Origin of the sequence: Floridaenema evergladense BLCC-F167, from assembly GCF_041929205.2 — a bacterium.
GTDB lineage: Bacteria > Cyanobacteriota > Cyanobacteriia > Cyanobacteriales > Aerosakkonemataceae > Floridanema > Floridanema evergladense.
Genome location: NZ_CM171625.1, coordinates 2,589,789 through 2,605,337, shown reverse-complemented (window position 1 = coordinate 2,605,337; position 15,549 = coordinate 2,589,789). Strand labels below are relative to the sequence as shown.

The window sequence follows — 15,549 nt, the reverse complement described above, 5'->3', positions numbered from 1 at the left end:
TTGTATTTAATGCTACATTAATTGTGCCAAAATTTAAGCAGGCAAATCAATAAATTTAGCAATATGAGCTTTAGATAAGGAGGAGCGAATTTAGGTGCTTAAATTTCGTTGGATTCTTCCATAATTTCAATTATTACCCAACCGATATAAGAGAGGGCTATTACTAGTACAACAGAAACTAGATAGCTCAGTGCGAATGTTTGCAGTGCGGAAGCGAAGGAAATGTATGGTGCCATAATTGGCCTCCTGAACATTATGCTATTTCTAATATTCCCTCAATTTCCATCTTTTTATCTACTGATTTCTAGTGATTTATACTCTATTTTTGGTTGAGTTGGCTTAAATTTTGTGATAATTGTATTAAGTAGAACAAATTGATGGGGAAAGCACCAGTGCGATCGCTAACGGCAATTAACTAATAAGGAATTGCGATGTTCTAAATTATGCAATTAGAGGAGAAAATTGCCTTAATCCTCTCCCCTGCTACCTCAATAAGTAATTCAGATGGGTGATAGCTTAATGAGTACGGCGAGAGGGATTTTGTAACAATTTCCCGTCTCCGTCTATACTAAAATCTTGTCCGGGAATTAAACCCTTAGCAATTAACTGTTTATAGTTAGTTATGGCTATTATTCTCTGAATTTCCCTTTTAATCTCAGTCGGAATTAAATTTTCTGCACACCAGAAAAACAAATCCATATCACACCATAACAAACGTTCCATACTCACTAACACTACGCCAGCTACCTCTTCTTGAGATAGTTGTGCTTTTAAACTCTCAATCAAGTCAGAAATAATCTCTCGGCGGCGAGTCATCATCGCCATAGTCAACTTAGAAATTTCTTCGTCTAACTGGAAATAATTCATGTTAACAACACCTTGGAGTTATTGAGCGTAAGCTTGTTTGTTGAAAATTTGCCGTTCTGCTAAGTATACCCAAAGGCGGATACAAATATATCCCTAGTGGGATGGCAAAATATAAATTTTTCTACAATTTTGACAACTAGTTGATAAAATCTTTATCAAGATGAGGTAGTCTGGTAACTGTGTGAGGTAATCTATAAGAAGTCGCGGTCTACTGACTTTACAGGAGATTGCTAGATTTTGTTAGGGAAATAGAACATCTGTACAGACTCTAGGATGGTCCGATCGTAATAAAATAGACTCAAGACTTTCTCAATCTCAATAGTTGAGTGTGGTAGCAATAATGAAAGCTTTATCCTTGCTTGATGAAGTCGTAAAAAACTTAGAAGCGCATGAAAATTCTTTACGTATTAGAAAACTCCTTTATGCAATTTGTAAAAGTAAGTGGGAAAATGATGTTAATAAGTTAAATAGCATAAAATTAAAAGAACTAATTCAAGAATTGCAAATAGCCAATCCAACTTTAGATTATTTGAATTTTTCCTTAGATAAAATTGTCAAAACTTTGAATAAACCAATGGAATATGCTTTAGTAGCTGATGCCATTGTAGAACAGATGACGAGGCTTTATCCAGAGCAAGAGGAAGCCACGCAACAAATAGTTGTGCCACAATCATTGGAATACAAACCTAATTTGGGATGGGATGAAACGCCAATAACTTACGATCCTTTCGAGTTGCGAGTGGAGATTATGAAATATACTAATCCACTGCGGGTGAAAATATTGGCATATTCGATCGCTTATCATACCTTCGACTTTAGTTCCCAAGATTGGTTAAGCTTAAAAAGCAAAGAATTAGACGATTTAATGCACAAATTATTTGACAGATGCAAAACTTTAAAAGACTTGGAATATCGCTTGCAAACAGTAGCGAAAACTTTAGAACCAACAGATGAATATACACAAGCAGCAGGGGCAGTTTATCAAGCAATGAAACGCCACTATGCTAACCGGGAATCAGATCAATATCAACCAGAAAATTTTGTCATGAATTTTGATGGCGAAATTACAGGTGCAAAGAATGAAGAAGATGATGGCGAAGAAACTTGTCAAATTCGCCAATCTTAAAACCTGAAAAAATTTAGATTCACAATTACACCAACCAATATGAATCCTAATGAACTGTTAAAACGTTATGCCGCAGGTGAAACAAATTTTGTGGGAATTAATTTGCGTGGTGTCAATCTTTTTAATGCAGATTTGATTGGCATAACTCTCACGGGTGCAGATTTAAATGGGGCAAACTTAATCTTTTCTTACCTCAGTCGGGCGCATTTACGCAAAGCAAATTTGATTCGAGCAAAACTGGATGGTGCAAACTTAAATCAGGCAAATTTAACTGCTGCTAATTTACACAATGCTGATTTACATGGTGCTAGTTTAAAAGGTGCTGATTTACGCAGTGCAGATATTACCTTAGCCAATCTTTTAGATGCTAATTTAATGGATGCAGATTTGCGGGGAACTAACTTAAGTGGTGCTAATCTCACAGGTGCTTGCTTGCGGGGAGCAAATTTCCGAGAAGAAAAGAGAATTTACACGGCGAATTTACTCGGCGCAAATTTACACAAAGCTGATTTACGAGGTGCGAATTTAACGGGAGCAAATTTAGCGAAAGTAGATTTGAGTGGCGCTAATTTAACGGAAACAACTTTACGGGATGCAGATTTAAGTGGCGCTAATTTAGCTGGGGCAAAATTAGGTAATTCTTATCTCAGCGATGCCAATTTGAATGGGGCAAATTTAGCTGGTGCTTATCTGCGAAATACCAAATTAGAACGGGCAAATTTAGCTGATGCAGATTTGACAAATGCAGACTTACAAGGTTCTTTGCTGACAGATGCGAAGATGAGTAAGGCGAAAATGAGTAGGGCAAATTTGAGTCGGGCGAGATTAATTAAAGTTGATTTAAGTCGGGTAGATTTCCGGGAAGCGAACTTATCTGAAGCGGAATTAATTGAAGCTTATTTGGCAAGGGCTGACTTTTCTGGTGCGAATTTGCGAAAGGCGAATTTTACTAGAGCAGAATTGAGTAGTGCTAATTTAATGGGTGCAGATTTAGAAGGTGCTACTATGCCTGATGGTTCAATTCATGAATAAAGGAATTTTTTAATTGAAATTTGTTTTGTTTCTCAAGCTGATGAAGTTGCTACTTTGTCAGCTTTGATGCTTATTATATAACTGAAGAACGAGTTTATACTTATACAACTGGGGAATAATTAGTCGCCTTAAAGCCATCATGAAACACAATAACTCCCTGGGGAATTTTTTGGGTAAAGGGCAAAATCAGGAAAAACTCTTGGGGAATTCCTTCATGAATCAACTCTGGATAATTCTTGAAACCAAAACGCTTGTAATAATTCGGATCTCCTACAAGGGCACAACCTTGGGCTCCCATATCTTTTAACAAAGACAAACCTTCATTGATCAGCGTTTTCCCAATCCCCTGCTTTTGATAATCTGGCAATACTGAAATTGGGCCGAGTCCATACCAACCTGCGGTACCATCTGATATTGTTACTGGTGAAAAAGCAATATGTCCTACGACTTTTCGATCGATCTCCGCAACCAGAGAGATAGTCAGCACACCAGCAGCACGCAAGGCGTGTATGATAAATTGATCCGTATGGTTGCTAATCGGATGATTTTTAAAAGCGGCTATTGTAACTTCTGTAATTACTTCAATATCTGTATCTCTTTCGTTTCTGATAATCACTTTAACCTCCATAAATCATTATATTATCCATCAAGTTGCTAATTTGAATAAACTGGAAAATTGCGAAGTCTTTTTTTTAACGCAGATGAAAGCAGATGAACGCAGATAAACGCAGATGATTTTTGATGATAGTTTGGTAACACAGAAGTCTGGGAGAGCGTTACACTAGGTTATTGGTGGACAAGCTGGGAATTATGACTATTTTTTCTTTGCGATCGCTAAAAAAAGACTTCGGCATTAAGGAAATTCTCAAAGATGCCAGTTTTAGTTTAGATGAGGGTGATAAAGTTGGGCTAATTGGCACTAATGGTTCGGGAAAATCTACTTTATTGAAAATGATCGCAGGTTTAGAACCAATTGACGGGGGCGAAATTTGGGTTAACTCTGGATCGAAAATTGTCTACCTACCTCAACAACCAAATTTAGATGAAAATCACACGGTTTTAGAGCAGATTTTTGCTGATAGTGGCGAAAAAATGGCGTTAGTGCGGGAATATGAAGAAATTTCCGAGAAATTAGCTCATGGACAGGGAGATCATGATAAATTAATGTCGCGTTTGTCTAGTGTTTCGCAACGCATGGAAGAGGTGGGTGCGTGGGAATTGGAAACGAATGCGAAAGTGATTTTAAGTAAGTTGGGAATTGAAGATTTTAATGCCAAAATTGGTGATTTGTCTGGCGGTTATCGGAAAAGAATTGCTTTAGCAACGGCGCTTTTATCTGAACCTGATGTATTATTAATGGATGAACCGACGAACCATTTAGATGCGCTTTCGGTGGAGTGGTTACAGAGTTATTTGAATCGATTTCGTGGTGCTTTGTTGTTGATTACGCACGATCGCTATTTTTTGGATAAAGTTACTAATCGAATTATTGAGATCGATCGCGCCGACCTTTACACTTATTCTGGTAACTACGCTTATTATTTAGAGAAAAAGGCGGAATCTGAGGAATCAGCTATTAGTAGTCAACGCAAACACGCCGGAGTTTTGCGCCGAGAATTAGAATGGTTGAAAAGAGGGCCAAAAGCACGCAGTACTAAGCAAAAAGCGCGGATCGATCGCGTTCGAGAAATGCAAGCGCAAGAGTTCAAACAAGTGCAAGGAAAAGTGGAAATTTCTACTGTTGGACGACGCATTGGCAAGAAAGTAATTGAACTAAAAGAAGTTTGCAAAGCTTATGGCGATCGCACTTTAATTAAGGATTTTACCTATAGTTTTAATCCCGAAGATCGCATCGGTATTATTGGTAGCAACGGTGCGGGAAAATCCACGTTAATGAATATTATTACCGGAAAAGTGCAGCCGGATTCGGGAACTGTGGAAATTGGTTCGACGATTCATATTGGTTATTTCGATCAACACTCGGATGATGTAAATATAAACGAAAATCAACGAGTAATTGATTACTTGAAAAATATAGCCGAACTGGTAGAAACTTCCGACGGAAGTGTAATAACTGCTTCGCAAATGTTAGAAAGATTTCTGTTTCCGCCAAATCAACAATATGCGCCAATTAGTAAACTTTCTGGTGGGGAAAGACGGAGATTGTTTTTACTTAAAGTGTTGATGAGTGCGCCAAATGTATTGATTTTAGATGAACCAACAAACGATCTAGATGTGCAAACTTTAGGAGTTTTGGAAGAGTATTTGGAAGATTTTAATGGTTGTGTAATTGTGGTGTCGCACGATCGCTATTTTCTCGATCGCACTGTTGATGTAATTTTTGCTTTTGAGGATGGAGGAATTTTACGTCAATATCCCGGAAATTATTCGGTTTATTTAGATTATAAAGCTGCCGCAGAAACCGAAGAAAAAGAAACCAAAAAATCTAAAGAAGTTTCCGCATCTAACAATCAAAAACCTAAAACCGAAACTCCCAAATCCGATCGACCCCGCAAACTTTCTTTTAAAGAGAAGCGGGAATACGAAGAATTAGAAAACAAAATTCCTGAAATGGAAGCGGAAAAAGAAGCAGTTGAGAAAATTCTCTACAATAATCCTCCCAGTGATTTTAGTGAATTACAAAAATTAACTGATAAATTGGCAGAGTTGACGGAAGCGATCGATTCTGCGACTGAAAGATGGTTAGAATTAGCAGAAAGAGCGAGTTAATTGTTGGTATAAGGCTTTTTTTGAACCGCGTTCGCGTAGCGTGTGCGTAGCACGTAAGACACGAAGAACACGAAGAAAAAAGAAGAAAGAAGCAGAAGAAAATCAACTCAGATCTTGCACTAAGAGGCAGAGCCTCCATTTTTCGTTCCCAGGTTGAACCTGGGAACGAGGATCTGGGAGGTTCTACCTCCTTTGAGTGCAAGATCTGAGCTCAAATATGTAACAGTCCTAAATGAATCATGAAATAACTCTTCTCCTTCTCTTCGTTTCCTTCGTGTCTTACGTGCTACGCGAACGTGGTTCAAAAAAATCTTATTAATTAACGTTGAACAGTATTAGAAGTTGACCTTTTCAAAACAATTCTTTCCCCATAATTCAGCAACCTTTCCAAACTAGCTAAACGATTATTCCAAGTTTGTACCTGATAAGTATTCTTCATCGAATGTAATCGCATCCAACCACTAAATTGAAAGCGAAAAAGTGTTAAAGCTTTCTTCGCTGTATCAAAATTACTAGCATTTGGTTTTTCTGCTAAACGATTGAATACTTTTACAAGTTCCGCACTTTGGGTGTCATATTGCGATCGATCGGTTGGCGACATCAACAGTTGATTTGAACTTAACAAAAAGTTCCATTCCTGTTGAAGAATTGTCAATCGATTTGCTGCTGCTGCAAAAGGTTTTCGTAATGGAAAGGGTTCTTTACTATCCCGTCTTCTTGTCCCTTGGGTACGATTAAAAATACTCTGTAAACCATTACTAAAATGCTCCATTGCAAACAAAGCATAACCACCATTTGGGGAATCTCTGATGAATTGAATTTGATCGATCGCACTCAATTCTGGTAAATTCACAAGTAAAATTCCCGGTAAAACTAAAGTTGCACCTAAACTATCATTCGTTAACCAAGGTTGCGTCAATTCTTGAAAACGATTAGTATCTTGAGCATAAGCCATTAGTAACACTAAATCTACATCACTTCGCCTCGCCCAAACTTCCCAATTTTGTTGCAACATTTCAATTCTTTGGGTTTCTGGATAACCAAAAACCGCAACCGATAAAATTAAATTAGACCGTTTTTTTCGCACCAATTGAGCAACTTCCGCCACAAAAGAATTAACTTGTTCGGTGCGAAACTCAGTCCATTTTTGCCAAAGAGGACTATTAGGAGAAATAGCGATCGGATCGACACCAGTTAATTGTTGAAATTGCTGTCGCGCCGCACTTCCATAACCATAAATTAAACCCCTTTTCGGGTCTTGAAAGGGGTAACGAATGTAATCTAATTGCAATCCGTCTACTTTGTAACGACTAACAATTTCCTCAAATAAACTGAGTAAATAACGCCTTGCTTCGGGATTTGCATGATCTAAAAATGGCTTAGTTTGTTCCAGAGGAATAATGTTACCTCGATTATCGTAATTTGCCCAATCTGGATGGGCTGTTAATACTGGGCCAAGATAGTCTTGCGGTTGATTTAGAATCGTATTATGGCGTTGATTTCCGATCGCAAAAGTCCACACCCAAGCGTGCAACTCCATTCCCCGTTCATGAGCTAATTTTACCGCTGCCTCTAACGGGTCCCAACCTTTAGTTAAAGGGTTTTGTTCCGGCGCGACTTTACTAGGATAAATCGGATAACCAGCATTAACAGTTTCAAAGAAAACTGTATTAATTCCTGCTTGTGCTAAACGATCGAAAATCTTAGCCAAACCCTGTTCCGAACCAGCTTGTACAATAGTACCTCGGTCTAACCAAATTGCCCGAATTTCCGAATTTTCCACCAAGCGATCGAGCGGGTACAAATTCCACAAATCTTGCCGAGTTTTTAACCATTGACTCCGCGCATTAGCGTAATCTCTATTAGCAATTAATTGGGGCAAAGATTGCAAAACTTCTCGCGCTTGTTGTAGCGTATTTGCTGCTGATAATTGATTAGTATTGAAACTAGTAGTAGCGACTGTAACAGCATTTGCAGAAGTTTCTTTCCTAGCTTCTTCCTCTGCTTCTCTACCCCGCTGTCTCTCTGCAATTCGCACTGAATTATTAGCTACATTTGCAGTTAATAAAGCACTTTCCACCCTACCAATTAAATTTTCTAAGTCTTGACGCATGGCGATCGCCTCCTGCGGCGTAATCACCTCCCCCCCAGGCACAACCCGAATACTTGCCGTAGCTACCCTTTCCGTAGGGTCGGGCGCTGGGGATTGGGGACTGGGGATTGGGGACTGGGGACTGGGGACTGGGGACTGGGGACTGGGGACTGGGAATTGGGGACGAATTACTGGAGACACAGCAGACACCTCCTGTCCTCCGCCTCTCCGCCCCTCTGCCCTTCTGCTCCTTCGCCCCTCTGCCCCTCTGCTCCTTCGCTCCTCTGCTCCTCTGCCCCCCTGCCCCTCTGCTGGAACTCTCTGCTCCCCAGTTCCCACACTCTGCATCACAGGGGCAACGGCAACAGGCACAGCATCAGGGGCAACGCAATTTCCGACAGCGGACACAGATACCGTAGTTGCAGATTTAACTCCGTAGCGATCGAGGGCTGATTTCAGCCAAGCTAAATCTGTTTGAACATTTGCCACCGCATCCACACCCCAACGCCAACCGAGAAAAGTCGTTTGGTTAGTATTCACCACCGCTGGAGGACTATCCTTAACCGACCAAGTAGCAGCAGTTTGACTACTAATTGCTGTGGGAATCACTACTCCTCCGTGAACCGTACCCCGCAGCGAAGATTCCCCTTCTTTTTGCTGATTACCTGTTTTGTTAGGTTTCAACGTTGAAGGTTCCGAGAGAGGAAAAGCCCAATAAGCGCCCAAAACACCCCGCAACATTTGGCGCACTTCTGGCGCAGAAAGATTACCTGCTGGCCCACTAACAATTAAGCGACCGCCTTTTTTAATCCATTCGGTAAGTGCGATCGCCTGTTGCGGTGTTAAACTTTCCACATTCGGCAAAAATAACACCTTCGTACCCGTCAAATCAGCCGCTTTCTGTACGCTTTGCAAATCCACCACACAATAAGCCACACCACTCTGATTCAACCGATTAGTAATACCCATCCATTGCGTCACATTATCCCCACTACGCACCACACCCAAAGTAACCCCTTCCGCCAAAGCAGCAGAAGAGAAAAGGCAAAAGGCAGAAGGCACCAGGCAGAAGGCAACAGTTTTCCTCACACTTTTCCTCACACTTAACTCCTCACACTAAATCAGAATTTACAGTTGATTCTGCTTTTTACCAACCGACTGGGGAAATGATTTTATAATCTTAATTAAACGTTTTTCCTGTTTACCCAAGGATTCTATTTCCTCAATCAAATTCTCAATATCAAGATTATTTAGGTCACGCTGACGTAATAACTGGACTTGTTTTTGTGTCCAAGCGTAAAAATCAGTTTCGTATAAGTCAACGAGTGGAAGGTTCATAATTTCTTCCTCAGATACTTTTATCCCCATTTAATCTTACCACTGTTTATCTTCTTAGCGTACTTTGCGTTCTTTGCGGTTCATTAACCCACAATTTCATTAACAGGAAACCTATCCATTAATTGCAGGGCGCGACTAGCATTTCGCTTCAGAGAATCAGGCAGATTTGGCACGTATGGTATTTGGGAGAGAAAATCAAGAGTTCTCCGTAACATTCGCACCACATCTCCTTCATCCAAACTGGTATTTTCGCATAAATGCACCCAGTCTACTCCCAAAGCCCATTGTTCCACTAACCCAATTAATTCATCTTCCAACCACACAGGCAAGGCTACATTATGCCGCCTTTGTACTTGGAAAAGTTGCCTTCTAATTCCCCGTAATTGACTCAAAGCTTCCTGAACTTCTTCAGATGTAACATACTTACTTTCAGAATCCGGGCGGGGTGTTTCTGTCACTAAAGCCGCTGCCGCTGCTGCTAAATGATGGGGGCCTAATTCATCCAATTCTCCCGACATTAACGCCAATCCTAACCATAATTCATTATCTCCTCGAATCGCTGCTGCTGCTTGTCCTAAAGCAGTAGGAGTTAATTCATCCAAACAACCAAAGCTCTGTAAAATCAGAATTAATTCTAAAAATTCTTCCCAATGACGTTGAGATTCTTGATCCAGTTTTTCTTGCAATAACTTAATCTCAGTTTGCAAAGTAATTAAACGCCGATAACGTTTAATTAATGTCCCTGGATTACCCCATTGGTGAATCGGATGATTTTCTAATTGCGCTTCCACTGCCTTAACTCGTTCGTGTTGTGCCGCTACTTCTGGGGCTTCTTGCGCTGGTGGTGGTAACGGAATTAAATTAGCAATATCAACAGTTTCTTCTGTACCCGATCGCACACTACCAAATTTTATCTGCATTTCTGCTGGTGGCCCTGACAAATTATCTACCCTAGATAAGCGAGGTAATTCAGCATGAAAACCAACTACATCATGAACGCTTACCACATACCAACGGTTATCTTTGCCCAAACAAATTAAATACGGAGTTTGTCCGGGGCCAGGTTTTTTACTAACTAAGACTGCCGGAATAGGTGTAGAAACTGGAACATTTTTACCTTTCAAATTGAGAATAGTTCCCGCCACAGCAAAAGGTAAAGAGGCAGCAATATCACCAGATAAAATATCCGCAGATTGTTGTTGCAGAGTTTTTAATAATTGTCTCTCTGCTTTCAATCTTTGTTGTAATTTTTCATAATTTCCTATTAAATCAGGATTTACTTGCTGCATTAGATTTTGCAGTTGATCGACTTCTTTTTGCAACTTTTGTACCGCTTTCCGATTAGGTTCTAAGTGCAATGTAGCTAAATACTGTCCAAAACTGCGTTCTATTAATTCTTTTGCTTCTTCTAAAGTGTGAGTTTGCAGCAAGTTTAAAACCATGCCATAACTAGGGGTAAATTGACTTACCAAAGGGTCGGCTTTTGATGTTGCTAAATAAGCTGCTTCTTTTGACCCTTCAAATGGCGTTTGTAATGTCACCACGTAGCCTTTTTTATCCATTCCCCGCCTACCCGCCCTACCTGCCATTTGCAGAAATTCCGAGGCGGTGAGTAATCGATGTCCTCTGTCGGTACGTTTGGAAAGCGTCGAAATTACTGTGGTTCTAGCTGGCATATTAATTCCAGCTGCTAAAGTTTCGGTGGCAAATACAACTTTAATTAAACCTTCTTGAAATAGTTCTTCGACAAATGCTTTCCAAGTCGGTAAAATTCCCGCATGGTGAGCAGCAATTCCCCGATACAGCGGTTCAACTTGTCCGACTCTTGCTGCTTCGGGATAACGGGCTAAAAATTCTTCAATTCTAGTTTTTAATAGTTGTTTTTCTGTTTCGTTAACTAATGCCAATTCGCTAACTTCAGCTACTGCTTGGTCACAACCCCGACGACTAAAGATAAAGTAAATTGCAGGTAGCATTTCCCTCTGTTGTAATTGATTCAAAATAAAGGGTATGCTGGGGGTTTCTGGACGTTTGCCGCTATTCTGTTGTCCGCCTTTAGGTTTGAGGCGAGGATTGAGTTTGTTATTTTCTGGACTTAGTAAAGGAAATACGCCTTTGGGATTGCCGAAGTAAAATTCTAAGGGTATGGGGCGAAAGTCAGAATAAATTAAGTCTGTTGGCCCATGAACGTAACTTATCCAGTCGGTGAGTTGTTGGGAGTTGGCGACGGTGGCGGAAAGTGCTACGAGTTGAATTTCTTTGGGGCAATAGATAATTGATTCTTCCCAAACTGTACCGCGTTGGCGATCGTTCATGTAATGACATTCATCCAACACTACTGCTTCTACACCAACTAAAGATGTTCCAACTTCTCCGATCGGAGTACCGTAAAGCATATTACGGAAAATCTCCGTTGTCATCACTAAAATTGGTGCATCTCGGTTAATTGAAGTATCACCCGTCAGCAAACCGACATTTTGGCTGCCAAATTGTTGTCCAAAGTCACGCCATTTTTGATTGGACAAAGCTTTTAATGGAGTGGTATAAAACACTCGACCGTTACCGTTGAGGGCGCGATGAATGGCATATTCCCCAATTAATGTTTTTCCCGAACCTGTGGGGGCACACACCACAACGGAACGACCTGCATTTAGAGATGCGATCGCATCTAACTGGAATTTATCCAGCTTAAATGGGAAAATAGCTTCTAAGTTGAGCGCTGCCGAAGTAGGGGAAGAAGTCACACACTAAAATCCAAAATTTTATATTGTAAACTAAGTTTACTAATCTCCGAGCTTATCAAAATGGTCTTTCTGACCGATCCTACCTGATTTTTACTTTAATCTCAAATAGCCTAACCAGGTATCTTAATCAACAAGTAAGATACCTGGTCGTTCTCATAATTGCTTTGGGTAATTAATTTTGCAATCGGAATATTAGCTTACACTCGAAACCGAGAAGGCAACGAAAATCAAACCACTGACCAGCACTAACGCTAACAAGCCCATAATAATGTAGTTACGCTGTTCTGCTTTGGTAGGAGGGCTGGCTTGGTAAACTTTGGGTTCAGCTGCAAAATTGTTTAAACGTCCGCCATCTTCGGTTGTGTAAGGCATAGAATTAATCCTTTATTAAACTTATTGTTTATTGTAACAATACTTTGCAAATATGTTCTCTTCGATCGCAATATTTTTTTAATATTTCCTAGATAAGTATTGGATATTGAGGTAGGGGTGATTCATAAATCACCCCTACAACTGGGAAAGAGGAAAATTTTGACCAGGATGTACGAATTTACCAGATTTCTAAATTAATCCCGATTATCATGTAAATCCATAAATCCCGATCGACTCTTGAATTAATAGACCTCCCCTCGTTTCCTCCTCTCCTTTTCCCTTGTTACCCGACACTAGCTAATAGTACCCGTCAGCGGAGAACTGGCACTAGCGTAAGTTTTTACGGGAATGCGCCCAGCTAAGTAAGCTAATCTCCCAGCTGTGGTGGCTAAATTCATCGCTTTTGCCATTGCTGCGGAGTTTTGCGCTTGGGCTATAGCAGTATTAATTAACAGAGCATCTGCGCCCATTTCCATTGCAGAGGCAGCTTCACTGGGCGTACCAATTCCTGCATCTACAACTACAGGAATTTTGGCATTGTCAATAATTATCTGAATATTGGCAGCATTTTTGATCCCCTGACCGGAACCAATGGGAGAACCCAAAGGCATAACGGTAGCGCAACCAGCTTCTTCCAAGTGTTTGGCTAACAATGGATCGGCATTAATATAAGGTAGAACGGCAAAGCCTTCCTTAACTAACTTCTCTGCTGCTTGCAAAGTTCCAATCGGATCGGGTAAAAGATATTTAGAATCGGGAATAACTTCCAATTTCACAAAGTTATTGTTTTCTTGTCCCAAAAGTTTTGCCATTTCTCGCCCTAACCGGGCTACCCGAATCGCATCTTCAGCGGTTTGACAGCCTGCGGTGTTGGGTAACATCCAAATTTTAGACCAATCTAAGGCTTCTGCTAATCCTTCATGTCCGGGCGCGTTAGTTTGCACTCGTCTGACGGCGACGGTAACAATTTCGCAACCGCTGGCGATGACACTTTGCTGCATTTCGGGGATGCTACGATATTTACCTGTTCCCGTCATTAGGCGAGATTGGAAGGTTTTTCCGGCGATGGTGAGGGGTTGATCTGCGATCGCTTCAATGGAATCAATGGTAGATTTATCTAAAATTTGCATTGCTAAATACAGAATTACTAAAAATATTGTGCAAACAACTTGACTTAGATCTTGTACCAAGAGGCAGAGCCTCCATTTTTCGTTGCCAGGTTGAACCTGGGAACGAGGCTACGAGGCTGGAGGTTCTACCTCCTTTGAGTGCAAGATTTGAGTTGAACCAACTGGCATTAAATTAGCATTCTATATGTTAATTCAATTTGACAGTTTTACTTGATTTTTTCTGAACATCATTTGAATTTAATTTACATTTTTCCACTTTTTCCTAACTTATGTAAAGTTAATTTTCGGTAAACCGAGTATAGTGAAAATGACCTAAAAGCGAATTAGCGCTTTGTTTTTCCAGCAAATCAGCAATTAACAAAGCAGTAATAGGAGCCAAAAGAATGCCATTCCGATAATGCCCCGTTGCTAAAGTCAAATTTTCGTAAGCGCTAGTTCCTAAAATTGGTAATTCATCAGGTGTTGCTGGACGAAAACCCCACCAAAATTCTAAAATCGGCAAGTTTTTTAATGGGGGATAAAGTCGAGTTGCTCCGCTGAGTAATTGTTGAATACCTGCGGCAGTATTCTCAGGTGTAAACCCAACATTTTCGCTAGTTGCACCAATAACTATTCTGCCATCTTTTCGCGGAACAATGTAAGTTTCATCGCCGAATAAAACCTGGTTTAACGGTTGAGGTGAAGAACAAACACGCAGCGACAACATTTGTCCTTTTTTGGGGTAAACTGGAATCGGCAATAACTCCTGCGACCAAGCACCAGTAGCTAAAACATAGCGTTCAGCTTGCCAATCACCCACCGCAGTTTTTACATATTTAATTCGCCCATTTTCCCGGACAAACTCCGTAACAGCGACCCCTTCTAAAACCTCAATTCCTAACTGTTGAGCCGCCATCCACAAAACATGAGCTAAAGCACGATTATCCACTTGTCCATCATCAGGATACCACCAACCACCCACAATTTCAGAACTCAAACCAGGTTGATGTTGCTGAATTTCTTCCTGATTTAACCAAAATTTATCAGTTAGTAATTGCTCCCCTGCATGATAAACTGGAGCCAAAATTCCACAAGACCAATAACCAGTTTCAAACCCGGTAATTTCTTCTAATTTTCTAATCCAGTCAGGATAGATCGATCGACTTTGCAGACACAAATCTAACATTGGACTAGGAGGAATCTTTTCTGCTTGAGGAGCTAACATTCCCGCCGCAGCGTGAGTCGCTGCTTCAGGAAAATTTCTAGATAAAACAGTTACTTTCACACTTCGCAATTTTAATTCAATAGCCAAAGAAAGACCAATAATTCCACCACCAACAATTAGAACATCACTTACTCTATTCATACTCACCAATAAAATTTTCCAAACCTATAGTCAGAAGGCAGAAGGCAGAGGGACACAGGGGCAAGAAAACTACTAACTTAAAACTCAAAACTCAAAACTCTCCCAGTCCCCTTGTCCCCCAGTCCCCCAGTCCCCAATCCCCAAAAATTACGCTTGCGGAGTCCAAACAGTTTGATTTCCCTGTCCCCACATACCGTCGAACTTAGTGACTTGGACATCTCCTAAAACCTTAGTTTGGCAAGCCAACCGCAAGTTTTTACTGGGAGAATGGGGAGGAAGACCCAGGCGGGCTTTTTCTCGCCAACTTGCTTCCGACACTTCCCCTTCTACCTTAACGGCGCAAGTGCCACAAGTGCCGATACCACGACAGTTCATCAGGGCAGCTTGTCCATTGTACAGAGGAATGCCATTTTCCAGTAAAACTTTCCGTAAATTAGCACCCGAAGCACATTCAAATGTCTTCCCTTGAGCAGTTACTTTTGGCATAGTTATTACTCTGAACACTTTATGAATATTTTTGCACTTCTTTACATTACAGGGCTTACCATTTTCTACAGATACAGATGTAGGCTAAGTCTTAGGGAAGAATTTACCCCTCATAGAAACTTCTTGCTCTGATTTTGAGAAAAGGGCAAAGCTAAAGGGGTAAAACTGAAATCTTGCACCAAGAGGCGGAGCCTGGAGTTTCTCGTTCCCAGGTTGAACCTGGGAACGAGGTTTTGGAGGTTCTACCTCCCCTGCTGCAAGATTTGAGTAAAAGTGCTGAAAAATCC

At 40.7% G+C, this 15,549-nt stretch carries 13 protein-coding genes; 3 read left to right on the top strand and 10 right to left on the bottom strand.

Annotation, left to right across the window (positions count from 1 at the left end):
• Positions 1–98: 98 nt before the first annotated feature.
• Together ACE1CA_RS12745 and ACE1CA_RS12740 are read right to left on the bottom strand one after the other, a co-directional pair.
• Positions 99–236: a hypothetical protein gene (locus ACE1CA_RS12745; RefSeq protein ID WP_413279869.1), complete on the bottom strand. Its 138-nt coding sequence runs from the start codon at positions 234–236 to the stop codon at positions 99–101.
• Positions 237–516: 280 nt separating this feature from the next.
• Complete coding sequence (locus ACE1CA_RS12740) at positions 517–867, bottom strand: hypothetical protein (RefSeq protein ID WP_413279870.1); 351 nt, start codon at positions 865–867, stop codon at positions 517–519.
• Between the two features lie 340 nt (positions 868–1,207).
• Here ACE1CA_RS12740 and ACE1CA_RS12735 point away from each other — a divergent pair, with 340 nt between their 5' ends.
• Both ACE1CA_RS12735 and ACE1CA_RS12730 read left to right on the top strand, forming a co-directional pair.
• The gene (locus ACE1CA_RS12735) at positions 1,208–1,993 is read left to right on the top strand and encodes a hypothetical protein (RefSeq protein ID WP_413279871.1); all 786 of its coding nucleotides are present in this window, start codon (positions 1,208–1,210) and stop codon (positions 1,991–1,993) included.
• Between the two features lie 39 nt (positions 1,994–2,032).
• The gene (locus ACE1CA_RS12730) at positions 2,033–3,025 is read left to right on the top strand and encodes a pentapeptide repeat-containing protein (protein ID WP_413279872.1); all 993 of its coding nucleotides are present in this window, start codon (positions 2,033–2,035) and stop codon (positions 3,023–3,025) included.
• Between the two features lie 100 nt (positions 3,026–3,125).
• Here ACE1CA_RS12730 and ACE1CA_RS12725 read toward each other — a convergent pair whose 3' ends face one another.
• Complete coding sequence (locus tag ACE1CA_RS12725; RefSeq protein WP_413279873.1) at positions 3,126–3,641, bottom strand: GNAT family N-acetyltransferase; 516 nt, start codon at positions 3,639–3,641, stop codon at positions 3,126–3,128.
• 194 nt (positions 3,642–3,835) lie between these two features.
• On the opposite strand from ACE1CA_RS12725, the gene ACE1CA_RS12720 reads away from it, so the two are divergent.
• A complete protein-coding gene (locus ACE1CA_RS12720) occupies positions 3,836–5,755 on the top strand; it encodes an ABC-F family ATP-binding cassette domain-containing protein (protein ID WP_413279874.1) in 1,920 nt (639 codons plus the stop codon).
• 319 nt (positions 5,756–6,074) lie between these two features.
• On the opposite strand, the gene ACE1CA_RS12715 is transcribed toward ACE1CA_RS12720, so the two are convergent.
• From ACE1CA_RS12715 to ACE1CA_RS12685, 7 genes are all read right to left on the bottom strand, one after another.
• On the bottom strand, positions 6,075–8,936 hold the full coding sequence (locus ACE1CA_RS12715; protein ID WP_413279875.1) for a glycoside hydrolase family 10-like protein: 2,862 nt from the start codon (positions 8,934–8,936) through the stop codon (positions 6,075–6,077).
• 39 nt (positions 8,937–8,975) lie between these two features.
• Positions 8,976–9,185 carry a DUF29 domain-containing protein gene (locus tag ACE1CA_RS12710; protein WP_413279876.1) on the bottom strand — a complete coding sequence of 70 codons (210 nt, stop codon included), beginning with the start codon at positions 9,183–9,185 and terminating at the stop codon, positions 8,976–8,978.
• An 83-nt stretch (positions 9,186–9,268) separates the two neighbouring features.
• Complete coding sequence (locus tag ACE1CA_RS12705; RefSeq protein WP_413279877.1) at positions 9,269–11,929, bottom strand: DEAD/DEAH box helicase; 2,661 nt, start codon at positions 11,927–11,929, stop codon at positions 9,269–9,271.
• 192 nt (positions 11,930–12,121) lie between these two features.
• On the bottom strand, positions 12,122–12,301 hold the full coding sequence (gene psb34, locus ACE1CA_RS12700) for a photosystem II assembly protein Psb34 (protein WP_413279878.1): 180 nt from the start codon (positions 12,299–12,301) through the stop codon (positions 12,122–12,124).
• A gap of 293 nt (positions 12,302–12,594) precedes the next feature.
• Positions 12,595–13,431: a thiazole synthase gene (locus ACE1CA_RS12695; protein WP_413279916.1), complete on the bottom strand. Its 837-nt coding sequence runs from the start codon at positions 13,429–13,431 to the stop codon at positions 12,595–12,597.
• A gap of 277 nt (positions 13,432–13,708) precedes the next feature.
• Positions 13,709–14,776 (bottom strand): glycine oxidase ThiO, encoded by a 1,068-nt coding sequence (gene thiO / locus ACE1CA_RS12690; RefSeq protein ID WP_413279879.1) that lies wholly within the window; start codon positions 14,774–14,776, stop codon positions 13,709–13,711.
• Between the two features lie 147 nt (positions 14,777–14,923).
• Entirely contained in the window at positions 14,924–15,262 is a 339-nt protein-coding gene (locus tag ACE1CA_RS12685; RefSeq protein ID WP_413279880.1) for a 2Fe-2S iron-sulfur cluster-binding protein, read from the bottom strand.
• Between the last annotated feature and the right edge of the window lie 287 nt (positions 15,263–15,549).